Annotated in this window: 24 protein-coding genes and 1 other RNA gene; 6 read left to right on the top strand and 19 right to left on the bottom strand. The window is 38.2% G+C overall.

The window, feature by feature from the left end; all coding sequences use genetic code 11:
• A partial coding sequence (locus AC2VNP_RS08670) for a hypothetical protein (protein ID WP_486916941.1) occupies positions 1-195 on the top strand: 195 nt, incomplete at its 5' end.
• Between the two features lie 118 nt (positions 196-313).
• On the opposite strand, the gene AC2VNP_RS08665 is transcribed toward AC2VNP_RS08670, so the two are convergent.
• A complete protein-coding gene (locus tag AC2VNP_RS08665; protein WP_486916940.1) occupies positions 314-607 on the bottom strand; it encodes a Dabb family protein in 294 nt (97 codons plus the stop codon).
• A gap of 222 nt (positions 608-829) precedes the next feature.
• Here AC2VNP_RS08665 and AC2VNP_RS08660 point away from each other — a divergent pair, with 222 nt between their 5' ends.
• Positions 830-1,852 carry an NADH:flavin oxidoreductase/NADH oxidase gene (locus tag AC2VNP_RS08660; protein WP_486916943.1) on the top strand — a complete coding sequence of 341 codons (1,023 nt, stop codon included), beginning with the start codon at positions 830-832 and terminating at the stop codon, positions 1,850-1,852.
• A 151-nt stretch (positions 1,853-2,003) separates the two neighbouring features.
• On the opposite strand, the gene AC2VNP_RS08655 is transcribed toward AC2VNP_RS08660, so the two are convergent.
• The 3 genes from AC2VNP_RS08655 to AC2VNP_RS08645 all read right to left on the bottom strand — a co-directional run bounded on the left by AC2VNP_RS08655 (position 2,004) and on the right by AC2VNP_RS08645 (position 3,849).
• The gene (locus tag AC2VNP_RS08655; RefSeq protein ID WP_486916939.1) at positions 2,004-2,318 is read right to left on the bottom strand and encodes a hypothetical protein; all 315 of its coding nucleotides are present in this window, start codon (positions 2,316-2,318) and stop codon (positions 2,004-2,006) included.
• 156 nt (positions 2,319-2,474) lie between these two features.
• Positions 2,475-3,353: a Cof-type HAD-IIB family hydrolase gene (locus tag AC2VNP_RS08650; RefSeq protein WP_486916938.1), complete on the bottom strand. Its 879-nt coding sequence runs from the start codon at positions 3,351-3,353 to the stop codon at positions 2,475-2,477.
• A gap of 22 nt (positions 3,354-3,375) precedes the next feature.
• The gene (locus AC2VNP_RS08645) at positions 3,376-3,849 is read right to left on the bottom strand and encodes a GNAT family N-acetyltransferase (protein ID WP_486916937.1); all 474 of its coding nucleotides are present in this window, start codon (positions 3,847-3,849) and stop codon (positions 3,376-3,378) included.
• Between the two features lie 104 nt (positions 3,850-3,953).
• Here AC2VNP_RS08645 and AC2VNP_RS08640 point away from each other — a divergent pair, with 104 nt between their 5' ends.
• Positions 3,954-4,154: a hypothetical protein gene (locus AC2VNP_RS08640; protein WP_486916936.1), complete on the top strand. Its 201-nt coding sequence runs from the start codon at positions 3,954-3,956 to the stop codon at positions 4,152-4,154.
• Positions 4,155-4,270: 116 nt separating this feature from the next.
• On the opposite strand, the gene AC2VNP_RS08635 is transcribed toward AC2VNP_RS08640, so the two are convergent.
• Positions 4,271-5,155: a metal-dependent hydrolase gene (locus tag AC2VNP_RS08635; RefSeq protein WP_486916935.1), complete on the bottom strand. Its 885-nt coding sequence runs from the start codon at positions 5,153-5,155 to the stop codon at positions 4,271-4,273.
• 217 nt (positions 5,156-5,372) lie between these two features.
• On the opposite strand from AC2VNP_RS08635, the gene AC2VNP_RS08630 reads away from it, so the two are divergent.
• A complete protein-coding gene (locus AC2VNP_RS08630; protein WP_486916934.1) occupies positions 5,373-6,539 on the top strand; it encodes a 7TM diverse intracellular signaling domain-containing protein in 1,167 nt (388 codons plus the stop codon).
• 311 nt (positions 6,540-6,850) lie between these two features.
• On the opposite strand, the gene AC2VNP_RS08625 is transcribed toward AC2VNP_RS08630, so the two are convergent.
• Both AC2VNP_RS08625 and AC2VNP_RS08620 read right to left on the bottom strand, forming a co-directional pair.
• On the bottom strand, positions 6,851-7,204 hold the full coding sequence (locus AC2VNP_RS08625; RefSeq protein WP_486916933.1) for a toprim domain-containing protein: 354 nt from the start codon (positions 7,202-7,204) through the stop codon (positions 6,851-6,853).
• A 178-nt stretch (positions 7,205-7,382) separates the two neighbouring features.
• Positions 7,383-7,610 (bottom strand): hypothetical protein, encoded by a 228-nt coding sequence (locus tag AC2VNP_RS08620; protein ID WP_486916932.1) that lies wholly within the window; start codon positions 7,608-7,610, stop codon positions 7,383-7,385.
• Between the two features lie 308 nt (positions 7,611-7,918).
• On the opposite strand from AC2VNP_RS08620, the gene AC2VNP_RS08615 reads away from it, so the two are divergent.
• Positions 7,919-8,119 (top strand): cold-shock protein, encoded by a 201-nt coding sequence (locus AC2VNP_RS08615; protein ID WP_275119661.1) that lies wholly within the window; start codon positions 7,919-7,921, stop codon positions 8,117-8,119.
• A gap of 139 nt (positions 8,120-8,258) precedes the next feature.
• On the opposite strand, the gene AC2VNP_RS08610 is transcribed toward AC2VNP_RS08615, so the two are convergent.
• The 12 genes from AC2VNP_RS08610 to AC2VNP_RS08555 form a co-directional block, all read right to left on the bottom strand.
• Positions 8,259-9,800: a flotillin family protein gene (locus AC2VNP_RS08610; RefSeq protein WP_486916931.1), complete on the bottom strand. Its 1,542-nt coding sequence runs from the start codon at positions 9,798-9,800 to the stop codon at positions 8,259-8,261.
• 375 nt (positions 9,801-10,175) lie between these two features.
• Positions 10,176-11,702 carry a glycoside hydrolase family 32 protein gene (locus AC2VNP_RS08605; protein WP_486916930.1) on the bottom strand — a complete coding sequence of 509 codons (1,527 nt, stop codon included), beginning with the start codon at positions 11,700-11,702 and terminating at the stop codon, positions 10,176-10,178.
• A gap of 174 nt (positions 11,703-11,876) precedes the next feature.
• The gene (locus tag AC2VNP_RS08600; protein WP_486916929.1) at positions 11,877-12,704 is read right to left on the bottom strand and encodes a carbohydrate ABC transporter permease; all 828 of its coding nucleotides are present in this window, start codon (positions 12,702-12,704) and stop codon (positions 11,877-11,879) included.
• Between the two features lie 66 nt (positions 12,705-12,770).
• Entirely contained in the window at positions 12,771-13,604 is an 834-nt protein-coding gene (locus tag AC2VNP_RS08595) for a carbohydrate ABC transporter permease (protein WP_486916942.1), read from the bottom strand.
• A 170-nt stretch (positions 13,605-13,774) separates the two neighbouring features.
• Entirely contained in the window at positions 13,775-15,049 is a 1,275-nt protein-coding gene (locus AC2VNP_RS08590) for an ABC transporter substrate-binding protein (RefSeq protein ID WP_486916928.1), read from the bottom strand.
• A gap of 24 nt (positions 15,050-15,073) precedes the next feature.
• Positions 15,074-17,188: an amylo-alpha-1,6-glucosidase gene (locus AC2VNP_RS08585; RefSeq protein WP_486916927.1), complete on the bottom strand. Its 2,115-nt coding sequence runs from the start codon at positions 17,186-17,188 to the stop codon at positions 15,074-15,076.
• A 94-nt stretch (positions 17,189-17,282) separates the two neighbouring features.
• A complete protein-coding gene (locus tag AC2VNP_RS08580; protein ID WP_486916926.1) occupies positions 17,283-18,311 on the bottom strand; it encodes a LacI family DNA-binding transcriptional regulator in 1,029 nt (342 codons plus the stop codon).
• 250 nt (positions 18,312-18,561) lie between these two features.
• Complete coding sequence (locus tag AC2VNP_RS08575) at positions 18,562-18,756, bottom strand: hypothetical protein (RefSeq protein WP_486916925.1); 195 nt, start codon at positions 18,754-18,756, stop codon at positions 18,562-18,564.
• A gap of 202 nt (positions 18,757-18,958) precedes the next feature.
• Positions 18,959-20,101, bottom strand: a complete 1,143-nt coding sequence (locus AC2VNP_RS08570; RefSeq protein ID WP_486916924.1) for an acyl-CoA dehydrogenase — start codon at positions 20,099-20,101, stop codon at positions 18,959-18,961.
• Between the two features lie 84 nt (positions 20,102-20,185).
• A complete protein-coding gene (locus AC2VNP_RS08565) occupies positions 20,186-20,809 on the bottom strand; it encodes a TetR/AcrR family transcriptional regulator (RefSeq protein WP_486916923.1) in 624 nt (207 codons plus the stop codon).
• Between the two features lie 77 nt (positions 20,810-20,886).
• Entirely contained in the window at positions 20,887-21,069 is a 183-nt protein-coding gene (locus tag AC2VNP_RS08560) for a hypothetical protein (protein ID WP_486916922.1), read from the bottom strand.
• Positions 21,070-21,253: 184 nt separating this feature from the next.
• Complete coding sequence (locus tag AC2VNP_RS08555) at positions 21,254-22,762, bottom strand: long-chain-fatty-acid--CoA ligase (RefSeq protein ID WP_486916921.1); 1,509 nt, start codon at positions 22,760-22,762, stop codon at positions 21,254-21,256.
• A gap of 575 nt (positions 22,763-23,337) precedes the next feature.
• Between AC2VNP_RS08555 and ffs the strand changes: the two genes are divergently transcribed.
• Positions 23,338-23,603, top strand: an RNA gene (gene ffs / locus AC2VNP_RS08550) — signal recognition particle sRNA large type.
• The last annotated feature ends 238 nt before the right edge of the window (positions 23,604-23,841 follow it).

Raw genomic sequence — 23,841 nt, 5'->3', positions numbered from 1 at the left:
CTCTTTAGATTAAGATTTTTCCTTAAACTGGATAAGAATGAAGCTAAATCTCTCTTTAGATTAAGATTTTTCCTTAAACTGGATAAATATGAAGCTAAGTCCCTCTTTAGATTAAGATTTTTCCTTAAACTGGATAAAGTTGATCCTAAGTCTCTCTTTAGATTAAAAATTTTACCGTATACTGGAAAATATTGAGGCTAATCCTCTTTGTGTTAACCTTATCTTTTTTTCAGACCCTTAATCTATGTTTGTCCTAACCATCAATTCCGTAATAAAAAAAGAAACCCAAGACAGGGTTTCTTCCTCCTATATTTTACATCTCGAAGTCTACGCCGATGCTGTCGACTCGTCCTACTTCTTTAATGTAAGCGGCAACGGCTTGGTGCTCAGCGTCTGCCACATAAGCATCTAGTGCTGCTTGGTCTTCAAAGCGTACCATTAATACGACTTGGTACTCTTTATTGCGCTCTAAAATGTTTAGGCCGGCTTGTAGGTCCACAATGCCCGTTAAGTGGTTTTTTAAGGCTTTGAAACGGTCTACCACTTCTTGTAATTGTTCTGGTGTTGTGGTGTCAGCAAATTTTACTAGTACAGTACGTTGGATCATCAGTATTCCTCTTTTCTTTCAATCAATTTTATGTACAACGATAATATTATCTAACTAACTAGAAGAATGCAATTGTAATGATTGTGGTTGTTTTTCATGGTTAGATATGTGTTGGACTTTAACTTTTTTTCTTCAAAATGAAGCTCTCTTACTCGACCAACCTCAAAAAATCCTATACTATTAAACTAGTATTTAAAAATAGAAAACCTGGAGGCGAATATGATGGCTAAGCTATTTGAAACATTTACATATAAGGATCTTGAATTAAAAAATCGAGTCGTTATGCCACCGATGTGCCAATACTCAGCGACGAACAAAGACGGGATGCCGACGGACTGGCACTTCATTCATTATACGAGTCGTGCGATTGGCGGAACTGGATTTATTATTATTGAAATGACGAATGTTGAAGCGCGTGGTCGCATTTCCGATCATTGTTTAGGAATTTGGAGTGACGAACATATTCCAGCTTTCAAACGCATTGTGGATGAATGTCATAAATACGGGGCAAAAGTCGGTATTCAAATTGGTCATGCGGGTCGTAAAGCACAAGATGCACCTGATTTAGTTTCTTGCTCGCCGATCGCATTTAATGATCAATTTAAAGCGCCACATGAATTAACGACAGAAGAAGCAGAACAAATGGTAATTGCTTTTCGAGATGGTGTGGCACGTGCTGTAAAAGCTGGGGTTGATACCGTTGAGCTTCATGGTGCTCATGGCTACCTCATTCACCAATTCTCTTCCGAATTTACAAACAAACGAATTGATAAGTACGGTGAAGATAAGTTTTTATTTGGTGAAGAAGTGATTAAAGCTACGAAAAGTGTGATGCCTGAAACCATGCCGCTTGTGATGAGAATTTCAGGGGTTGAATATGTAGATGGCGGTTATGATCTAGATTACAGCTCTGAAATGGCAAAACGTTTCCAATCGGCTGGTGTAGATATTTTCCATATTACTTCTGGTGGTGAAGGCCCAATCGGTTCAACTGGACGACCTGGTGTACACCCAGGATATCAAGTACCGTTGGCTTCTCGCATTAAAAATGAAACGGGTGCGCCTGTGATCGCTGTTGGACGATTAGACGATCCAATCTTAGGCGAAGCTGTACTCGGAAACGAACAAGCGGACCTGATTGCAGTGGGGCGTGGGATGTTAAAAAATCCACATTGGGCGAACGATGCGTCCCTTCTATTGGATAAAAAGCCACTCACTCCATTTCAATATGAAAGAGCGTATTAAATAAATAGCTGATATTGTTCTTGAATTTATGGATAAATTTAGGGGACCTACGTAATGTTGGGTTCCCCTTTGTTCTTAAATTTTAGACAAACCTGTACCCTTTTCCAAGCAAATATCATTTGGAGATCAAAAAAAGAAACCTTATAGGCCCTTATTGATTTTTTAGCATTCCTTTAAAGTCTTTTATTTCACTCTCATGCTTAATTGAACGAGCTGATAAAGTATCAATTACTCGTTGTTGGTCTTCTAATGTTTCTTTTAATTCATATGTTTTTTCATCTATATGTTTCTCTATACGTTCAAAATATGGTCCTAAACCACTTATAAGATTATCTTTAATACTCGAAACATCCCTCATGAGCACTTGCTGTCCATTTTCCAAGCCATCTAATCGGTTATCAAATCCATCTAATCGGTTATTAACCTTTTGAAGCTCCACAAGAATTTTCTTCAAAGTATCTTCCATAATCATCACTCCATTTTTTCTTTTTTACATTATAACACGGGTAGGTTAAGGAGAAATGTATTGAAAGTGTAAAGAATTAAATATCAAAAATGACAATTACAACAACTAAAACAACCCAGGTCCAATGAGTAGCATCGAATCTGGGTTGTTTTTGGTCTACCTCACTTTGTCTTCAAGCAATGTTTCTAGAAAAACCGCTACCCCGTCTTGGTCATTTGTTTTAGTGACGGCATCGCTGTTTTCTTTTAAAATTGGGGCTGCATTTTCCATAGCGATCGCCTGCCCTGCAACCTGAAACATGGATAAATCGTTATAACTATCGCCCATGACGATCGTGTCCTTAAGGTCAACCTTGTAATGAGACGCAAGTTTTGTGAGCGCCCGTCCTTTGGTAGCTCGTTCATTATTTATTTCGATATTGTTTGGATGTGAAGAAGTAATCGTTACACCCGTAATTCCGGAAAAAACTGTAGAAGCTTCTTGTAAAGCCTCTTTATTTAAGGAGAAAATAAGAACTTTATAGATGGTTTTACGTTCTTCCGTCCAAATGGTTGAAATGTCTTCAATAAAAGTGACAGCTGCTTGCTGAAATTGTTTTTGAATGATTTTTAATAAATCACTCATGCCATCCCTTGACTCGGCAGATACTTTTTCTGATAATTCTACAACAATCTTCTCCAAGTGCTCCAGATTATGAATTCCAGCATATACTTCTTCTTCCGTATATATCTCGAAGTATAAATCATATTGCTCTTTTGCCCATTCTAGTGCGGGAGTGAGTTCTTTTTTATCTAGTGCTTCACTACCGATCATCGTATGATCTGGTAATGTAATACCTGCTCCATTTAAACTAATAACCGGACATTCTAGCTTTGCTTCATCTAATTGTCGACTCACGTCTTTGTAAGCGCGACCGGTTGCTATCGTTACGAGATGACCTTGTTTTTGAAGGTTCTTGATGACTTTTTTATTTCGTTCACTAATTGTTCCATCTGAGTTTAATAAGGTTCCGTCCATATCAAGTGCAATAATCATTGGTTTACCTCCATTAGCTGTATCATTGATGTTTAAATATACTAATAAAATAATCTTCTTCTGGAAAATCGCCTATGTATTCTAAGCCGTTATCCGAATACAAATCTTTTAACTTTTCATTTCCGGCCCAGCAATCTAAGTATAACGCTAGATTTCGCTGTTTAGCAAAAGAACAGGCAAAACGGACAACGGCTGAACCTAAGTTCTTTCCTGAAAATTGTGGCAAAATAGCAATTTTAGATAAATAAACCCCTTCAGGTTCTATAGTTAACGTACTTAATTTTTCTAACGGACTCATACAAAACGCACCTGCGAACGTACGATTGAATAACACGACATAAGCTTCGTTTTTCTGGATGTCTTTTTGTATATTCTCAGGGTTCCAAGGGTACTCCCATTGCTTAATCTCTCTTTTTAGTAAATGGAGTGTTGTTTCATTGTAGATTGTTAAAATCACCGTTTGATCTTCTAAGTTAGCTTTGTGAATTTCAATCATTGGTCTCCCTCATTTTAAGGAATATACTTCTTTTAAAATTCTATATATTGGTAATAATAATATAAGACATTAGGCGTTGCGTAAGGAATAATGGGAGGTTGTCCATGAAAAGTAGTTATTTAGCACTCGGTTTTTTAATTCTGTTAATGATCAATTGTATTCGGTATTTTACATACATTTTTGAACAAACGGCATCTAATTACGATTATGTGATGTTTACGCTAAATATTATCGCGTTTCTTTACCTCGTCATGATCCTCATCGTTCAAACGAATAAAAAAACCGATCAAAATGCGAAGGAATAACAAGAAAGTCCTCTTCAAGACCTGGAACTGAGGTAGCCGCAGAGTAAGATCAAACTAACTTTGCGGTCAAGTACGAACTTGGAGAGGACTTTTTCATTTAGAGGATTTGACCCTATTTATTCTTCAATCTGTACATCTTCTTTATAAATATATTCATATAAGAACGGTACGCCCATTCTAAAAAATCTTGGATCGTAAATTCCTAGTTTTTCCTCATTATCAACGACTACGACGAAAGGCGACCATTGATAAAGCGTCTTGGCTCTTGGGTTTTCACGGAAGAGAACATCTAAGTTTGTTTCATCTTGTGATGTGATTTGATCGACTACTTCAAGTCCGCCCCAAACGGTACCTTGCAAGACTTCTACTTCTAGCCCGTTCTTTCCGGCGATTTTAAAATGTCCCGGAATAAATCGTGCAGTTAAGGCTTGTTCTCCATACTGATCCACTGTCGATTGATAAATAATATACCCTTGAACTGATTGGACCAAAATATGTGCAATGATAAAGATCCATACGATTTTATACACTTTATGCGGGGTTGCTTTCTTTATTTTTACCACAAGGAAGCCTGTTAGCATGATGAGCCAAATGACGACGTCAACTATCGGTATCGTACCAAATCCAAGTCTTGCATCTGAGAATGGTTCAAAATAGCTTGTCCCCCATGCATTTAGAATGTCGCTCGTATTATGGATAAAGACGGCAAGTGCGGCGATGTAAAATATTCGCCTGTCCTTCGTCTTCCAAATGAGAAAACAGACGAGCCAAATGAGTAACGCCCAGACTGGTACTAAAAAGATCGAGTGGGTAATTCCCCTGTGCCACATTTGGTACATACCTTCTGTATCCCAAAGTTGAGAAATTACATCAATATCAGGGATCATGCTACCGGCGACAGCCGCAACAAATACTGATTTTTTCACTTCTTTGGGCATGTCTTCTTTATTCGTTGCACCGTAGATCGTTAATCCGAATAACGCATGAGTAACTGAATCCATTTATGATCTCCTTCATTTCATCTTTTTTCATATCCTTCCCTATTTTAGTATAAGCACCATATGAAGGCAATGATTAGGAATGGACGAGGTTCTGAATTAAAATGAGAAGAAATCATTCTCTTTTTCGGGTTTCTGCGTTATTTTAGAGAAGTACTATATTACTTATAATTCGAACAATTATTCGTCGTACGATATTGAGAAGTTATCGGAGGAAACTATGAAGGCAAAAGCTGTACTAATTTTATTTTTATTAATGATGACTAACACGATCTTCTTTACGTATTCAGCATCTAGTCAAGAAGATGTATCTCCTTCATTACAAAGAATGGAGCAAGGCTGGGAATACCAATGGGTTGAGTCGGTCGAGGCTGATACGGGCATTCCACAAACAGGTTGGCTGCCGACAGAAAATGTGAAAGAACTTGATGAGCCTCGAGAGGATCGTGACATTCTCTATTTACGAAACACCTACCCTGAAGGAGCCTGGATCGACCCTGCTATTTTTATTTCGTTTATGTACGGTACATTTGAAGTCTATCAAGGAGATCAATTGATTTACCAATATGGTAACATACCAGAGACTGATACGGTTACTTATAAAGGGTATAACCGCCGTCATTTTATCGAGCTAGATCCGACAGTTGCTTCTGACCAAATTACGATTCGCTCGTATTCCAACGGGAACTTAATCGGTGTGTCAGGTGCGGTGTCTGCAGGTTCGCACTCCTCTTATTTAACAAAAATGATTAGAGACGATTTTGATAAAATTGTGATCGGTTCGATTCAGATCTTTATTGCGTTGATCGCCTTGATCTTTTTGATCATCAAACGGTTTTCTGTCCTTTACTTGGCCTATGCAGCTATGACGTTTTGTGCTGCACTGTATTCATTTAGTATCACAGGTACAAAACAATTCATTATCGATGTTCCTTATGTATGGATTTATGTTTTTCAGATCGCGGTATTTTTCAGGTCTGCATTCGACTTGATGATTATCGATAAGCTATTTGGTCCAGGGTATAAGAAATGGGTTCGTCGTCTGTGGCAAATTCATCTGGGGTTAGCAGTCATTGCGTTTACACTATCAGTCATTAATCCTGATTATTTTACGATGACAAAAGGAATTTTTGAAAAGCTGTCGGGCTTTGAGGTGCTATTAATTCTAGCGATTGTCATTCGTGTGTTTTTCAGAAATACGGACGCTAAAATTTATGCGGTCGGCTTCCTCTTGATGGCAGGCTTTATGGTTCGTGACCTACTCGTGTTTACAGGTGTCATTTATCTAAAAGAATTTTATTTACTTGGGCATATTGGACAATTTGCACTTGTCCTTGCGATAGGAATTATTTTAATCAGACAGTATCGTGGGCAGGAGATCGGTTGAAGATTTAGAAGATAAGTTATAAAAGGCCAGCTAGTTGGAGGCTACTCTCCTTGCTAGCTGGCCTTTTTGATGAAGCATTAATTTTAGAGAAAAAAATTGGCCTGGACATAATTTGGACAATAAATGAGGTGATTTGGACAATAAAAATTTAAAACGGACAATAAATCGTGAAATCGGACAATAAAAATTCAAAACGGACAATAAACCGTGAGATTCGGACAATAAACTAAGATGACGTCCCAATATGAGCCGCAGTTTGTTTAGCCTACCACCGGATCCGTCGTACAATTTGCAATAATAGACATGTCAGTTTAGAATTTCGCAAGGTCGCTGTTTAAAAAAGGACCTTTCACTTCAAAATACTCCCCTAACACCTCGGCAAGGTATTCAAATGGCGTTGTTTCCACTTGTCCAAAGTCTTTGTCCGTATATAAGTGTGTGGCATTTGGTAATTCTCGTTTTAGCTGCCTTCGCAATTTTTCTCCAGAATCGTCTGCATCAACAAGTATGTACACATCGAGGTCTTCCACAGGTAAAATTAACGTTTCCAGCTTTTCTTCACTTAATGTTCCGTGGGTACAAATGATTTCAACCTTCTCATCTAAAACTTTCTGCACTCGCTTGCGATCGTTTTTACCTTCAACAATTATGATTTTTTCGTCCATGTGATCATCCTCTGTACTAATGATTTTTCATTATATTCAGATCAGCTTGTCCTAAGTATAATATATGTTCGTGCTAAACATAAACCATAACAAATGATAATTTGCGATCACGAAATGAAAAAGATAGGTTCAATTAAAGAGACCTAGTCTCAATGACTAGATCCCTTCGTCTACAAGACTATATCTTTTTCTTAATATCTTCACGAAGCGATTCGATCATGGCATCCGGCAAATTGGCTGGTAGCGTTGTGTCGCTTGCGAACAACCAAGAATTCATTAATTCCATGTCTGTTTTGTGGAACGTAACGCTGTAATCCTTATCGTCATAAGTGAATTCTGCCGTAACGGACGGGTCACCTTCAAAGTCGTCATCAATAATCATGTGTTTGATTTGATATGATTCCATTAGATCAGCCTCCTGATTTTTCAAGTACTTATAGAATTTACTATTCAACTCGGTTTATGCAGAAGAGCGTGTTTCCTTGTATGAAAAGCTTTTTAACTCATTACCCTTTATATGGATGTAAACTTTTACAAATTATTTTTTAAAAGTAATTTCCTTTTTCTTGTTCAATGTGTTATACTTAACTCAATTATTGTTGTTCGGAATATGATGATTGAAAGTACAAATACCAATGAGTTATTTTGTCTTGAATGAGTATGACGGCAAGGATAGTAATATTTTGTGCAACAAAGCACTAGGAGGAAACACACATGAACACAGGTACAGTAAAATGGTTTAACGCAGAAAAAGGTTTTGGATTTATCGAGGTTGAAGGTGGAGACGACGTATTCGTACACTTCTCAGCGATCCAAGGTGAAGGTTTCAAAACTTTAGAAGAAGGTCAAACAGTTACTTTCGACGTAGAAGAAGGTCAACGTGGACCTCAAGCTACTAACGTTAACAAAGCGTAATTTAGCCTAAAAGTATAGCTTCTCCCCTTGTGGGAGGAGCTTTTTATATTGGATTAATTGCCCACAATCTATATGGCGGTAATTAAACGAAGCACTCAACTTTTTTTCTTCAATTGAGTGCTTCATTTTTTACCCAAACTTACTCATTGCTTTTTGTCTCATCCGTTGTAATCGTTTCAGTAGCTGCGGCTTCCGCTTCGGCGCTTTGATAATCGTTTGATTGCGCGGCTTCTGTGCGAACGACCGTATGGGTATTTCCTCTGTTCACGAGGTCTGTAAGTAATTTGGAAATATCAAGTCCGGTTAATTCTTTTAAAGGTTCTTGCACTTGTGCCATCGTGTTCGTGATGCTTTTGCTGTAGGATGAGACGCCGTTTCCATTTCCAGTGTCGATAATCTTAACGGACTCAATATTGGACAATGGTTTTGAAATTGACTCAGCAAACTGTGGTAACATCTCAATTAATTTTTCGACAATGATCACTTCGCCATGCTTTGCAATGGCTTCAGCGAGTAATCGTTTGGCCTCGGCTTCCGCTTCCCCTCGTTTACGAATAACTTCCGCTTCCGCAAGACCTTCTTCTCGCTTGATTTTTGCTTTCGTTTCCCCTTCAATTCGTGCTCGTTCTGCGTCGGCTTCTGCTTTTTTCGTCGTTTCGTAAAAATCAGCATCTGCTTTCGCTTTACGTACTTTCGCCTCTTCTTCCTCTAGTTTTACTGCACGTTCACGTTCGAGGTGTTGAATACGCAGCTCCTCTTCTCTTTTGCGTGCGTGGAGTTGTAACTCTTCTTCTTGAACCTCTTTATCGAGCTTAGCTTTTTCTAATTGATAGGACTGTTCAGATTTTGCTCTTGCTCGTTCAGTCTCTTCTTTTATCGCTGCATCTTTGAGATCTTTTTCTTTTTGGGCGGCAGAAATTTCGATTTTGCGTTGAAACTCTTGTTCTTTTGCCTCTTTATCATTATTTGCTTTATGAATTCGTGCTTCTTTATCGCTGTCGGACTCAGCGATTTCAGCCCGCTTTCGAACTTCAGCAATTCGAGGACGACCTAAGTTTTCTAAGTACCCGTTTTCAGGATCGGCGTCACGTAAATCTTGTAACCCGAGAGAAGTAATTTTAAAGCCCATGTCATCTAACTGTTTTTGGGCGACTTTCGTTACTTCATCGTTGAACTTTTCACGGTCTTCGTTAATTTCTTCAACAGTCATTTTTGATAAAATCGCACGAAGATTTGCGTTCAATACTTCGGAAATTTCGTCGCCGATTTCATTTTGTTTTTTACCGAGAAACTGCTCGGCATAGATGGCAATTCCTCTTAATGTATCTGCTACTTTCACCATTGCCACAGCGTCAGCGACAATCGGTACCCCGCCGCATGTGTAAACTCTCGGTGTCGTTAGCTTTAATTGAAAAGAAGTTAAGTCAACAGGTGTTGCTGTTTGGTGCATTTTGAGAAGATGACCGCCACCTCGGATGATTTTCATGGAACGCCCTTCATTATCGGTAAAGATATTCGTTTCTTTGTTCGGATCACCTAACTTGGGTCCGGCAATAATTAACGCTTCATTGGATCTCGCTGTTTTATAACGGAACTTCATCCAGAACCACCAAATCACGCCGCCGATCGCAGCAAGAATTAAAATCGGGATGAGAAAAGAAAGAAATACAACTACTGTCATTTTAAAACCCTCCCAAACTATGATTTATAAAACTAAAAAAGGCTGGTAAGTAGTGCTATTAGTAGAAATTAATTTTAAAATTTTACCTGCTTTCATTCGTATGCAAGCTAACCTTCTGTATGCAAAAAATTACCATCTCAATTAGTTCCATACTGAATTTACGAATTGAAATTTTAAAAGTTTCATATTTTTAAAAATAATTACTTTTTTAGTTATTTTTGGTAATGACTTTCTAGCCGTTCCTATTATTGATAAAAACAGGCTCAGCACTCATTGAGTGTCTCTCTTCTTCAATCGATTGTTCAAGCATTTTAAAAATTGTTTATTACTGCATAACAAACAACAAAAGCACAGGCTCAGCCTGTGCTTTCGGTATTATCCTATGTTGTATTCCTTTTCCATATAAGTCATACTGTGCTTCAAATCCCATTTCTTCAAATGAGTCAATTGGCAGGGGCCGTCGGAAAAGAAGCGGATGCCTGTTGACTGTTCATCGGGATAAATTCTGCCTGTCATTACTTTTTCCCCGTCATTTATAAAAACTTCGACGGATGATCTATCGATGAAAATTCTTAAATGAAGTACATTTTTGATTAATTGGACAGGAGCCTTTCTTACACCGCCAGGCCCAGAGCCGGCTTGGCTTCGGTCGAAGGTCATCACACCACAGTTCACATCATATTTTAATTCGGTATATTGTTCTCCGGTTTCATTCATTCTCAGCTTTAAGCCAAAATGAGAGGATTCGTTTGCATTTATGTAGACATCTAATTCCAACGAATCCCCGTCAACTTCCTTAAAGGAGACTTCTCCCTCGACGATTAGGTTTTCATAATTTACTTGGTTGCCGCGAATATTTTCAATTTCGGATACAGGTTTTGATTTGATCTTCCCATTTTCTAATATAAGTTGGCGTGGCAGTGTCATCGCACCGGCCCAATTTTGGTTTTGTTCAGGCATGTCACTTTCCCACATTGCCATCCAAGCGATCATGATGCGTCTACCTTGATCATCGATCGTTGTTTGTGGGGCATAAAAATCAAAGCCGTAATCGAGCATTTCGAATTCCCCGTGCTGTAATATGCCTGTATCATAATCGAGTTTACCAAGTACATATCCAGCTTGGTGAAGGTTATGATATTTATCTCCTTCTGGCGTTAATCCTTGAGGAGACATGACTAGAACCTCTTGTTCTTCTAGTGTAAAAATATCTGGGCATTCCCACATGTAGCCGAAATTTCCTTCTCCTTTTGCAGAAACCGCCATGAACTCCCATGAAAATAAGTCACAAGAACGATAGAGCAGGATCTGCCCAGTTTCTTCATTTGTTTTCGACCCTAAGACACAATAATAGTAATCGTTATGCTTCCACACTTTCGGGTCGCGGAAATGGTAAGGGTGTATATTTCCTTCCGGTGCTTCTGAAATCACTGGATTTTCTTTTACCTTATCAAATTGAATGGCGTCCTCACTTACTGCTAAGCATTGGACTTGCTTTAAATCGGTATCACGGTTATCACCTGTCCATACATTGCCCGTGTACATTAAGTAAAGCTTCCCGTCTTTTTCAATGGCGCTGCCAGAAAAGCACCCGTCTGCGTCATAGTCCTCACTAGGAGCAAGAGCGATCGGTAAATGTGTCCACTGCATCAAATCTGTACTTTTCACATGGCCCCAAAACATCGGCCCCCACTCAGGTGAATATGGGTGATGTTGATAAAATAGATGATACTCGCCTTTATAATAAATAAAACCGTTCGGGTCGTTCATCCAAAACGCCGGTGTCGCTACATGATAGTGTAACCGCCAAGGATCTTGGCTTACTTTTTCATGCTCAGTTAAAACGGATTGCATCGCTTTTGCAATCTGTTCTTTATGGTTGTTTGTACTGTTTTCCATCATTATTCCACCTTATTCTTCAATCGAATTTTTAGACATTTATCTTGTTTGAGCGATTAGCATGATTTTGTTGTAGAAAAAGCGCCCTTTCGAGGGTACTAGGATCTTTTGAATGTGTAAAAAAGTGAGGCTGCTAGTGAACCTCACTTTTGTTTGATACGTATTTAGTAATATCCTTTACTTATCGCCTCTAAACGAAATTCCTTTTAAGAAGTAACGGTTAAAGAAGGCGTAAATGATCAGTACCGGTAATGTAAACACCATGGAAGCGGCCATAATAAAGTTCCAATACGTGACATATTGTCCTTTGAAGGCATTTAATCCAACCGTTAATGTGAACATCTCTTGATCGGTCATGATAATTAATGGTCTCATAAAGTCATTCCAGAATGCCATGAATACGAAGATCGCTTGTGCTGCTAGTGCAGGTTTTGCAATCGGTAAAACAATTCTAAAGAATGTACCTAAACGAGTTAATCCATCAAGGGCAGCTGCTTCTTCGAGTTCTTTCGGGAAGTTAACGAAGAATTGACGCATCATAAAAATGAATGTTGCGTTTACCATGGCAGGAACGATCATTCCTTGGTAAGAGTTTAACCAGCCTAATTCTTTTAAGATTAAGTAGTTTGGAATCATTGTAACTTGACCAGGGATCATAAGAACCGCTAGTACGATAATAAACACACTCTTTTTTCCTGGGAAACTAATACGTGCTAGTGCATAACCCGCCATAGAGTTAAATAGTAGATTAAGAGCTGTTCCAACTACGGCGATAAACACACTATTAAATAACCATCTTGGAAACAGTGTTTGCTCTATAAAAATTTGACGGTAATTTTCAAGAGTAAACATTTGCGGTAAAAAGTTCATTGAACCGCTTAATATCTCTTCTAGCGTTTTAAACGAAGAAGACAATGCCCATAAGAATGGGATTAACGTTACAATTGCATATCCGACTAGGACCGCATATAGAAATGCTTTTCCTATAGAAAATTTTTTCTTCATAAGATCTCTTGTCCTCCTTTGTTGCACAGACGAATTAGGGGCTCGAATGTTAAGTTGTCATACATATTAATAAATCTTTTCATCTTTAGAGAACTTTCTTTGCAATAATGTTGCAACTAAGATGATCATCGCTAACATAAATGCAATCGCAGCTGCATATCCCATCGTACCCATTGAGCTAAATGCATATTGATAGATCAGTAGAACGACAGTTAATGTTGAGTTATCAGGTCCACCTGATCCGCCTGAGAAGATATACGATTGATCAAACAACTGGAACGTTCCGATAATCCCCATAATAATAACAAAGGAAGTAACTGGACGAAGCATTGGAACTGTAACATGGAAGAACTTTTGGATCGCATTTGCGCCATCCAGATCGGCTGCTTCATATAATGAATCTGGTATATCTTGAAGGGCTGCTAAGTAAATAACCATAAAGAATGGTGCAGTAGCCCAAATATTCATAATCATAATTGCGATTAAAGCGACACTTGGATCTCCAATCCAATTGTACGTTGGTAAGTTAAAAAACGCTAAAATATGGTTAATTAAACCGTTTTGGTTGTACATCCACATAAAAATTAAAGTTAATACGGCTGAAGATGTTAACGTTGGTAAGAAGTAAACAATTCTAAAAAACTTTTGACCTTTCATCCCTGCATTTAATGTTGCTGCTAAAAATAACGCTAATGCAGTTTGAGTTGGAACTACGATAAGTACGTAAAATGCTGTATTTTTTAAAGCAATCCCCGCACGGAAGTCATCAAATATGCGAACAAAGTTATCAAAGCCAATAAAAGTGAAGCTCGTTTGACCAAGTAATTCGACTTTATGAAAAGCTAGAAAAACAGCATAAAGGATTGGTGCAATAATAAACAACCCTAGAGTAAAGATCATCGGGGAAAGAAATAAGTATCCTTGTCCTGCTTCACGTAAATCACGTTTCGTATATTTTCTTTTCTTTTGTTTCTTGATTGTATTGGAGGCTTTTGTTTCTGGTTGTGACATCTATCTACAACTCCTTTTAAAGAAGAGAAGAGAGGGTCCCCCCTCTTCTCGACTACAAACTATTCGATTTCGCGGTTAGCTACTCTTTCAGCTTCTTCTAAAGCTTCATCAAGAGGACGTTGACCTAAAAATGCACTTGTAAATTGGTTGTTAAAGTTATTATTAATGATTGGTAAATTCGTATCGTCAGCCCATACGGTTGCGTAAGAAGCACCTGAAATAAATGGTTGGCGAATTTCGTCATCGTATAATCCAAGACTTTCAGCTACAGAAACCCTAGTTGGTAAAGCAGATCCACCGCTCGTCCATTGCTCCATACCTTCTTTACCTGTTAAGTAAGAAATTAACTCCCATGCTGCTTCTTTTTTCTCAGATTGTGCGTTCATTACATAAGCTACTGTGAATGCCATTGTTCCATTTTGCCCATCGATCGTTGGAACTTCTGCTGTACCGAACTCAAGGTTAGGGAATGTTTCAGCTAAGAATGGTAATGTCCAGTTTCCTTCTAAGATCATAGCGACTTTACCTTGTCCGAACATTTCTCCACCCCAGTTTGCTCCAACTTCAGAAGGTTGAGCTGCAGACTTATCGTCTAAACGCATATCAAGAAGTGGTTGAAGTGCTTCTACTACTTCAGGGCTGCCGAATGTCGCTTTGTTATCCGTAGCAATTTTTCCTCCTTTTGACTCAGCGATAAATACGTTTCTAGCTAGGTCAGCAACGATTCCATAACCGTATACATCAGTACCTTGAGTTAATTGTTTTGCTACTTCTTGTAATTCTTCAAATGTTGTTGGTGGGTTTTCAATTCCCGCTTCTTCGAACATTGTTTTGTTATAGAATAAGGCTAGAGTTGATGTATCTTTCGGTAATCCGAAGATTGCTCCATCACGTTTAAAAGCATCTAATAAAGGTTGCTCAAAATCATCAATATCAAACTCTTCTGTGATGTAACCGTCTAGTGGCTCTAATACACCTGTTTCCATTAACGCTGGAGCTTCAAAAGCATCTAGGAAAAATACGTCTGCAGCTTGTCCGCCAATTAAGCGAGTTTTCATTACATCCATGTATTGATCAGCGATAACGTCTAATTTTACTTTAATGTGCGGGTTCTTTTCTTCAAATGAAGCTAATGTTTCTTCAAATAACTTTTGCTCTGTAGGTGATGATCCCCAGCCGCTTAACGTAATTTCAACTTGTTCTTGATTTTCATTGTCTTTGTCTGTTGTATCTTCTTTTGTAGAAGAAGTATCACTACCACCGCAACCTACTAATAATCCACTAACTAATAATGTTGAAAATCCTAGTGAAGCAAGAGTTTTCTTTTTAAACATCTTGTTTATCCCCTTTTTTGTAGTTTAAATGTTTATGTTAACTTTTTGATTAACATCAATGTCAAAACCTGTTGTGTTACTTAAAATGTCTACTGTGAACTCGTCACCTTGGCGACGTACAAGTAAGTCCATTGAACCTTTGCCAATAGCCAGTTGTTCAATTTTCAAATAATTCACACCGTCTGGCAGTACTGGGCTCATTTCTACCGTATTCTTCAATGCATTCGGAAATAGTCCGAGCATCGTTTGTACGAATACGAGTGGTGTTCCAGCAGCCCACGCTTGTGGTGAACATGCAACAGGGTATTTTACTGGTCGACCTTCTTGATCTGAGTAACCACAAAATAATTCTGGTAGGCGGTCATACTCGAAGCTAGATGCTGCTTTCATCAGACCTTCTATGACTGTCATCGCTTGTGTCATGTGTTTTGTCTTACTCATTCCAAGTAAGATCATGCTATTATCATGCGGCCAAACGCTGCCGTCATGGTAACTCATCGGATTGTAGCCTGCTTCGCCTTCACCCATTGTTCGTATTCCGTAACCAGAGAACATTTTATCGCTTACTAATACATCACTCATAAGAGTCGCTCTCGTCTCATTCAACATTTCAGAAAATAAAACGTGACCCGGATTTGTCGTGATTGTACCTACTTGTGACTTGTCTTTATCTAATGCAAGTGCATAAAATGAATGGTCTTCCATCCAGAAATGCTGTTCAAATTTTTCTTGTAGTTGAGCGGCTTCCTCTCTTAATCTTTCAGCTGCACTAGTGTTGCCAATTGTTTCATAGAGTTCAGCAATACCGACTTTTCCTTGATAAACATAGCCTTGTACTTCAGATAAAGCGATCGGTGTTTCAGCATAGTCTCCGTTACGGTGGACGATAGAGTCAGCTGAGTCTTTCCAACCTTGGTTGGCAATACCTTTTGAAGACTCTTGATGGTATTCAACAAAGCCATCACCGTCTCTGTCTCCATACTGATTGATCCACGTAATCGCTGCTTGAACATTGGCCTCTAGCTCTTTGAATAAATCGATATCACCGGTCCACTTGATGTATTCTGTTAAAAGAACTAAGAATAAAGGTGTTGCATCAACGGTTCCGTAATAAGGTGTAAACGGGATTTGATCTGTATTCGCTAATTCGCCAAAGCGAATTTCGTGCATGATCTTCCCTGGTTGTTCATCTCTCCAAGGGTCGACTTTCGTTCCTTGATGAGCTGCCATTGTTTTTAAGGTTCCTTTTGCCACTTCAGGGTTAAAGGGAAGCATTTGCAAGGCTGCTATTAAACTATCTCGACCAAAGGGAACTGCGAACCACGGCAATCCTGCAACAGGAAATTTTCCATAACCAAGGTCAGTTAGTAAGACTCTTAAATCAGCAATACCTCGATCAACTAGTCTTTGTAACTGTTGATTGTCTGTTTCAATTTTTGTTGTTGTTTCGCTCCAATGTTTGTATGAGCTTTTAAGTTCTGTAAGAGCTTCCTCTGGTCGAACAATCGTAGGAACATCTTCACCAACTACTGGGGCAATAGTAAATGCGATGACTTGTTCCTCGCCGTGGGCAAGATTTAGATCGAATGTAATTTCTCCCTCTAAGTGGACGGCACTAGCCTCTTGGTCCCATTTGATAATGGTTGCTCTTTGAATGTCGTCTGCTCCTGTATAGTTGAAGCTTAAGCCATTTTCTAATTTTTCCTGACCTGTACGTTGACCTGTTTCCCCGTTTTGGAAACCGCGAACGATAAACATGTCTTGGAAATCTACATCGACTTCTACGCTCACTTGGAAAGAAATCGGTTTCGGATAATAGCTTTTCATTTTTAGTAACTCATATACGACATCGTTAAAAATAAATCGCTTTCTCTCGATTTCAACCGACTCTCTCCATAAAATGAGGGAACCGTCTTTTTCCATATGTGGGTTTGTAAGTAAGATCGTTGCCATGTAGTTTTCATCGGCATTTGATGATAGTAAAATCGGATCTTCCCCGTTAATCTTCACATTAAATTTACTTAAGTATCTTGTATCTTTCGTATACAGTCCTGCACCGTAGGAATGATTTTCAGGAATATTTCCTTTCTCATCCGTTAATAAAAATACGTCATTTTCTTTAATTACTCTGTAGTCCATTACGTCCTCCTAAACATCCGAAACGTTTCGGTTTTTGTATAAAAAAATATTTAGTGATTACCCGAAACGTTTCGGATTTGGTTTAAAAAATGGTTTAATACCATTCTTTTAATTTATTTTCAGCCGTTGATTCTCTAACCATTAATTGATTTTCTATTAAAACACTTTTATTTGTTTCTTTTTCTTCTAGTAAATCAATTAACATATTCGCGGCTTGATACCCCATTAAATATTTGTTTTGAGAAATCGTTGTTAACGCTGGTGATGCGTATTGTGCCAAGACAATATCATCAAAGCCAACAATCGATAAACTATCGGGTACTTTTCGTCCGAGGGAATTCGCTGCTCTTACAGCTCCTAGCGCCATTAAGTCACTTGCACAAAAGAGTGCAGTAATTTGCGGATAGGTTGCTAAAAGCTTTTTAGCTGTAAATTCTGCAGTGCGTTCTGAAAACTGACCATTTACAACCCACTCTTCACGAAGATCTAATCCTGCTGCTTCAATGGCTTGTTTATAGCCTTTAAAACGTTCTTCACTTACATACGCTTGTTCATGTCCATTGATAAACCCTATGTGTTGATGTCCAAGCTCGACTAAATGTTCAATTGCTCGTCTTGCACCAAGTTGGTTATTCGTTGAGACATATCCAACATTTTTACCTGTTATCGGAATGTCAATTAGTACACACGGGATGTCACTTTCAACGACCTCTATTAAATAAGGATCGTCTTTTTTCATTCCTTGTAAGATGACGCCGTCAACTTTACGTTCTCTGCATAGTTGCGTGTAGCTTTTAATTCGCTGTTTCGATGTATTCGTATTAAATAAGATCGGATCATACTCATACTCGGCAGCACAATCATTAATTCCACATAGAACTTCAAACGTAAAATTATCCTTTGCACCTTCTCTACTAATCTCTGAAACAAGTAAACCAATGGTCTTGGATTTTTTCATGACGAGACTTCTAGCAACGACATTAGGGCTGTAGTTTAAGCGATTAGCAATTTCTTTAATGTGTTTCATTGTTTTAGCGCTTACATCAGAATGACCATTAAGTGCTCTAGACACTGTTGTCACTGACGTCCCAGCTGCTTTCGCTATATCTTTTATCGTAGTCATGGGATCCTCCAAAACGTTTCGGTTTTTATGCTTTAACTTTAATTGATTTTGTAAACGATTGCAATCACTTTTTTTGAAAGATTTATATATTTTTAGACGAATAATGTTATATGTTTATTATTTAGTCACAATCGGTGTTCAGGTAATACAATCAAGCAACAAAAAAACTGACACCTGTTAAAGTGCCAGTTTTTTACACTTGTTGGTTGTTATCCTTCGTGAAAATCTATCAGGGGGCTATAGCCTATTCTTAGAACGGTTTATTCGGTTGATACGTCGGCTGCTGCTTCTGTGCTGCGTATTGGTGACTTTTTGCTATAGCATCTTGGACATTTTCATCCAAGGAGAATTCAGTATCTGTATTATCAAATTGTTCAGCTTGATTTTGATTTTGGACGACTTGTTGCTGTTCTTCAATTTCTTTTAAATTTTGCCGTTTATTCATTTACTCATCTCTCCTTTTGAACAAAAATTATATCCGTAGAATTTCCAACCGTAGATTATTTATACGACTGCCTCTATAGTTAGTACGGGCGAGTTGCCACCTACCGTACGAGCGAGTCGTAATAATATAGCATACTCCAGTACCACTTATTCATTCTTCGCCGCATGAAAAAGTTTGAAAAAAGGTGAATGCCTAAGGTTGATTAGTCTGCCAACAGCATTTTTGAAATAACAAGACGTTGAATTTCTTGTGTTCCTTCATAAATTTGCGTAATTTTAGCATCACGCATGTAGCGCTCAACAGGATATTCTTTCGTATAGCCGTATCCGCCAAATACTTGAACGGCTTCAATCGTAACGTCCATTGCTGTATCTCCAGCCATTAATTTAGAGATCGCTGACTCTTTACCATATGAAAGTCCTTCGCTTTCTCTCCACGCTGCCTGATACGTAAGTAAACGGGAAGCTTCTACTTTTGTCGCCATGTTCGCTAATTTAAAAGCAACTCCTTGCTGTGACGCAATCGATTTTCCGAATTGTTTACGCTCTTTTGCATAGGCAACCGACGCATCAAGTGCACCTTGAGCAATCCCCACTGCTTGGGCAGCAATTCCGTTACGTCCACCGTCTAATGTCATCATCGCAATTTTAAAGCCTTCTCCCTCATTTCCTAGAAGGTTTTCTTTCGGTACACGGACATCTTCAAAAATGATTTCAGTTGTCGGTGATGAACGGATTCCTAACTTCTTTTCTTTTTTACCTACTGAAAAACCAGCCATATCACTTTCAACGATGAATGCACTTGTTCCTCTATGTTTCTGTTCAGGATCGGTTAAAGCAAAGACGACGTAAATATCAGCTTCGCCACCGTTTGTAATGAAAATTTTTGAACCGTTTAGAATGTAGTCATCGCCATCACGTCTAGCTGTCGTTTTCATGGCTGCTGCATCTGAACCAGAACCAGGTTCTGTTAGACCGTAAGCACCCATCTTTGTTCCTTCTGCAAGTGGACGAAGATATTTTTGTTTTTGCTCTTCTGTTCCAAACTTATACAAGGGCCATCCCGCTAATGAAGTATGCGCCGATAATGTAGTACCCATCGCAGCATCTACTCTAGATAATTCTTCAACTGCGATACAATAACTTAAATAATCAGCACCAATTCCACCGTATTCTTCAGGCCATGGAATACCTGTTAAGCCTAGCTCAGCCATTTTATCAAATAGTTCACGGTCAAAGCGTTCTTCTTCATCACGTTCGTGTGCTGTAGGACCTACTTCATTTTCAGCAAAATCGCGTACCATTTTTTTAATCATTTGTTGTTCATCTGATAATTGAAAATTCATCTTCTATTCTCTCCTCATACCCTAAAATATTTTTTAGATACCATCTGTTTTAACAACTTTCATCTATGTGAAAACGTTGAAACCTTATTCATCATCAAGAAAATACTCTTGATATCTCGGGTTTTGTTTTGCTTTCTTTGTAAGTAATGCATTCATTATAAAATCGATATACACGTCGGCAATTTGATCGATGGAAATGCTGCGGTTCTTTTCATACCATTGATACGTCCAGTTAATCATTCCAAACATCGCCATTCCGTTTAGTAAAAGAGGTGTATTGGAACGAATTTCTTGAGCTTTTATACCCTCATCTAATATTGTAAAAATATAATCTTGATACTCGTCTCGTTTTTGTTTAATTTTCTCGAAATATTCAGGAGCGAGATAGTGATTTTCACGATACATTACCGAAATTTCGAGATTATACACATCAAACGCTAATATAAACGCACGGATCATGCCTTCCAACTTTTCGATCGGACTTTCCCTTTCGATAGCCGCCGCTTTACCTGTTTCCATAACGTACGTCAAAATGAAATCATTAATTTGATATAAAAGTTCGTCTTTCGATTGAAAGTGATGATAGAAACCGCCGTTGGAAACACCAGCTTCTTTTGCGATCATTCGTACAGAAACTTCATGAAAGCCTTTTTCTTTAAATAACATTAATGCAGAGTCTATAATTCTCTTTTTTGTACTTTCCGACACAACTTACTTCCTCCTAGCGGTAACCTTTTTGGTGCATAATGATAACTAGAAATAGGTTACAAATACCCCTTTGACAATCATTTACGTTCAAGCTCATTTTTCCAGCGACTTAATTTTGATACGAATTCGTGGAAATAATCATTAAATGGATAAGAAGCGGCAAGATGTCCTAGCTCTTCATCGTTCAAGTTCTTCAATTCTTCCTCTAATTTTGTTAACTCATTGATCGAGCCATCTAGGAACTGAATTACTCTATCCATACGTTTTATTCACCTCATAAATAAATATAGTTAACCTCCGACCGATCAATCGGTCGGTTTATGTTAATATTAAGAATATTCTTCGTATTTGTCAACTAATAACTATTATTTCTTTATGTTCTAATAAACAAAAAAACAACGAATGGATTTTTGGAAGGTCCATTCGTTGTTTGATGTCGTTCGATTACTTAGTTGAGTGTTCTAAATTTCTTAAGTTTTTGCGTAAGATTTTTCCTGTTGTGTTTTTCGGTAATTCCGAAAGAAATTCAATATATTGCGGACGTTTATATTTAACAAGTTTATCAGCTAAGTAATTTTTCAAATCACTTTCTGTTAATGTTTCATTTTTAGTTACGACAAACGCTTTCACTGATTCTCCGTAACTTTCATCTGGAACACCGATAACAGCTACTTCGACGATATCCTGGTGGTCATATAGTACTTCCTCGATCTCACGTGGATAAACATTATAACCGCCTACGATGATCATGTCTTTTTTACGGTCGACGATATAAATGTAACCCTCTTCATCCATTGTCGCCATGTCACCAGTATATAACCAGCCGTCTTTAATCGTACGAGCTGTTTCTTCAGGCATACCGAGGTAACCTTTCATGACGTTTGGTCCTTTTACAATCAATTCGCCTACCTCACCACGCGGAACTTCAACACCTTCTGGATCCACGACTTTGTTTTCAACAAAAGGAATATTAACCCCGATTGAACCAGGCTTACATACGCCTCTTAAAGGATTAAATGCTGTTACTGGTGCTGCTTCACTTAATCCGTACCCTTCTTGAATTTGGATGCCGGTATGCTCTTGGAACTTGTTTAATACAGCTACTGGTAACGAAGATCCACCGGAAATACAAATTCGTAATGAGCTAAATTGCTCTTTAGTTGTTGGAATTTGCAGTAAGAAATTATACATTGTCGGAACGCCGGCAAAGACCGTTGCTTGTTCTTTTACGAATGTTTCTACAACTTCTTGCGGGCTGAATTTCGGTAATAAGATCATTGTTGAACCAGATAAAATTGGAGCATTGAAACAAACTGTCATACAAAATACATGGAAAATAGGTAAAACAGTAACGACGCGGTCTTCAGCTGTCATTTCAAAAAGATCTCTTACAGCTTCAGCATTCGATTGTAGGTTTTTATGTGTTAACATAACTCCTTTAGGAGAGCCTGTTGTACCTGAAGTATATAAAATTACAGCTATATCATTTTCTTCGACAACGGGTCCATTAAAATTGTGGACATCATTATCGATAAACGATTCAAAAGCTAGTTCATTTTCAACTGGTTTCGTATAGACAACAAAGGCTACAGAAGGTAAATTTTGTCTAACTTCTGCTAATGGAGTATGTAAACTTGCGTCTGCGATAACCCCTTTCGCTTTACTGTTTGTTAAAATATATTCAATTTCACGAGCTGTGAACGTTGGGTTTACAGGTACTACTGTAGCCCCTGCACAAATTGTTCCGTAGTAAGCAACTACAAATTCAGGTGTGTTCCCTAATAGTAATGCAACTGTATCGCCTTTTTCAATTCCTTGTTGGGACAAGCTATGAGCAAATTGGTTTACTTTTTGATGCAACTCTCGATAAGTCGTACTTTCATTTAAAAAGATATAAGCTTCTTTTTCTGGATTAAGGTTTAAAGCGTTTGTAAGGTTTGAATATAAGTTCATGTGTGGCCTCTCCCTTTCATTCCTAATTTTTATGTATATCTACTTTAAATAAGTGTTGCTCGCAAACGATTGGCTAGATGGTTCCATTGTTTATTGTGGATCATGCAGGGGCATTTTCTCTCTACTAAGTTAGGAGGTTGTAGATGAAATGTCCTCTGATCGAAGAATACATCTGTTTTATTAACGCTTAATGAGAAAAACAGGGTCATCTGAAAACGATTTCATACATGATTATACATGACTGAGTAATCGTTCAGTCTAGTACATTTTATTGGCATTTAGTAGTTTTGTCAACGAATAATCTGAATTTTAATTTATTTGAATATCTTTTGAAGTATATTAATTTTTTCTCCTATTCATTGTTTTGGAGATTAAATATAGTTGCTATAACCAGTGATTTTATTGTGAAAAGTGTTTTATTTTGTATAGATCGATTGAATAATTGGTTTATCAATATAACTTTTATTTTTCTGAAGATCCTAATTTGCTTGGCATGATTCTACTTTCCTACCAAATAATTAGCATATGCATGAAGCAGGATTTACGGTAAGATATAGTTATTCACATGCAACATATCGCAATAGACGGGGAGGTAGCGGTGCCTTGTAACCTGCAATCCGCTATAGCAGGGTCGAATTCCTATTGAAGGACTAATGATGTGTGGTCAGTGCTTTGGATGAGGTGTTGAGGAAAAAGTCTTTTGCAAAGAATAATCTCCGAACGGGTCAGATCTGGAAGGAAGCAGCCATAAGGAGAACCCTATTTCTTGTGTAAAAGGTCACTTTTTCTGAGCCACTGAAAAAGTAACGCATGGATGATTAGTTCGTAGATAGGTTTGCGATTTACATAATGAGAAGACTGCCTTTGGGGCGGTCTTTTTTTGTGGGTTTGAAACAATAGGCGTATTGAATGAGTGAAAGTGCTGAATGGTGTGCGGTAGAGGGAAAAATTAGGAGAAAGCGTGAACGAAACGGCGCGGATTGTGAGTGGTAGAGGGAAAAATTAGGAGAAAGCGTGAACGAAACGGCGCGGATCGTGGGCGGTAAAGGGAATATTTAGGAGAAAGCGTGAACGAAACG

It is taken from the genome of Alkalihalobacterium sp. TH-98, from assembly GCF_057473385.1.
Note: the sequence above shows the minus strand (reverse complement) of the source record. Positions and strands in the feature narration are given on the sequence as shown.

What these genes read in the sequence shown, in the direction of transcription:
- AC2VNP_RS08600 (WP_486916929.1), bottom strand. Translation starts at nt 12,704, where the DNA reads ATGAAGAAAAAATTTTCTATAGGAAAAGCATTTCTATATGCGGTCCTA.
- AC2VNP_RS08655 (WP_486916939.1), bottom strand. Translation starts at nt 2,318, where the DNA reads ATGGAAGATACTTTGAAGAAAATTCTTGTGGAGCTTCAAAAGGTTAAT.
- AC2VNP_RS08575 (WP_486916925.1), bottom strand. Translation starts at nt 18,756, where the DNA reads ATGAATAAACGGCAAAATTTAAAAGAAATTGAAGAACAGCAACAAGTC.
- AC2VNP_RS08615 (WP_275119661.1), top strand. Translation starts at nt 7,919, where the DNA reads ATGAACACAGGTACAGTAAAATGGTTTAACGCAGAAAAAGGTTTTGGA.
- AC2VNP_RS08570 (WP_486916924.1), bottom strand. Translation starts at nt 20,101, where the DNA reads ATGAATTTTCAATTATCAGATGAACAACAAATGATTAAAAAAATGGTA.
- AC2VNP_RS08580 (WP_486916926.1), bottom strand. Translation starts at nt 18,311, where the DNA reads ATGACTACGATAAAAGATATAGCGAAAGCAGCTGGGACGTCAGTGACA.
- AC2VNP_RS08555 (WP_486916921.1), bottom strand. Translation starts at nt 22,762, where the DNA reads ATGAACTTATATTCAAACCTTACAAACGCTTTAAACCTTAATCCAGAA.
- AC2VNP_RS08560 (WP_486916922.1), bottom strand. Translation starts at nt 21,069, where the DNA reads ATGGATAGAGTAATTCAGTTCCTAGATGGCTCGATCAATGAGTTAACA.
- AC2VNP_RS08660 (WP_486916943.1), top strand. Translation starts at nt 830, where the DNA reads ATGGCTAAGCTATTTGAAACATTTACATATAAGGATCTTGAATTAAAA.
- AC2VNP_RS08595 (WP_486916942.1), bottom strand. Translation starts at nt 13,604, where the DNA reads ATGATCTTTACTCTAGGGTTGTTTATTATTGCACCAATCCTTTATGCT.
- AC2VNP_RS08665 (WP_486916940.1), bottom strand. Translation starts at nt 607, where the DNA reads ATGATCCAACGTACTGTACTAGTAAAATTTGCTGACACCACAACACCA.
- AC2VNP_RS08605 (WP_486916930.1), bottom strand. Translation starts at nt 11,702, where the DNA reads ATGATGGAAAACAGTACAAACAACCATAAAGAACAGATTGCAAAAGCG.
- AC2VNP_RS08585 (WP_486916927.1), bottom strand. Translation starts at nt 17,188, where the DNA reads ATGGACTACAGAGTAATTAAAGAAAATGACGTATTTTTATTAACGGAT.
- AC2VNP_RS08625 (WP_486916933.1), bottom strand. Translation starts at nt 7,204, where the DNA reads ATGGACGAAAAAATCATAATTGTTGAAGGTAAAAACGATCGCAAGCGA.
- AC2VNP_RS08620 (WP_486916932.1), bottom strand. Translation starts at nt 7,610, where the DNA reads ATGGAATCATATCAAATCAAACACATGATTATTGATGACGACTTTGAA.
- AC2VNP_RS08640 (WP_486916936.1), top strand. Translation starts at nt 3,954, where the DNA reads ATGAAAAGTAGTTATTTAGCACTCGGTTTTTTAATTCTGTTAATGATC.
- AC2VNP_RS08590 (WP_486916928.1), bottom strand. Translation starts at nt 15,049, where the DNA reads ATGTTTAAAAAGAAAACTCTTGCTTCACTAGGATTTTCAACATTATTA.
- AC2VNP_RS08635 (WP_486916935.1), bottom strand. Translation starts at nt 5,155, where the DNA reads ATGGATTCAGTTACTCATGCGTTATTCGGATTAACGATCTACGGTGCA.
- AC2VNP_RS08610 (WP_486916931.1), bottom strand. Translation starts at nt 9,800, where the DNA reads ATGACAGTAGTTGTATTTCTTTCTTTTCTCATCCCGATTTTAATTCTT.
- AC2VNP_RS08630 (WP_486916934.1), top strand. Translation starts at nt 5,373, where the DNA reads ATGAAGGCAAAAGCTGTACTAATTTTATTTTTATTAATGATGACTAAC.
- AC2VNP_RS08645 (WP_486916937.1), bottom strand. Translation starts at nt 3,849, where the DNA reads ATGATTGAAATTCACAAAGCTAACTTAGAAGATCAAACGGTGATTTTA.
- AC2VNP_RS08650 (WP_486916938.1), bottom strand. Translation starts at nt 3,353, where the DNA reads ATGATTATTGCACTTGATATGGACGGAACCTTATTAAACTCAGATGGA.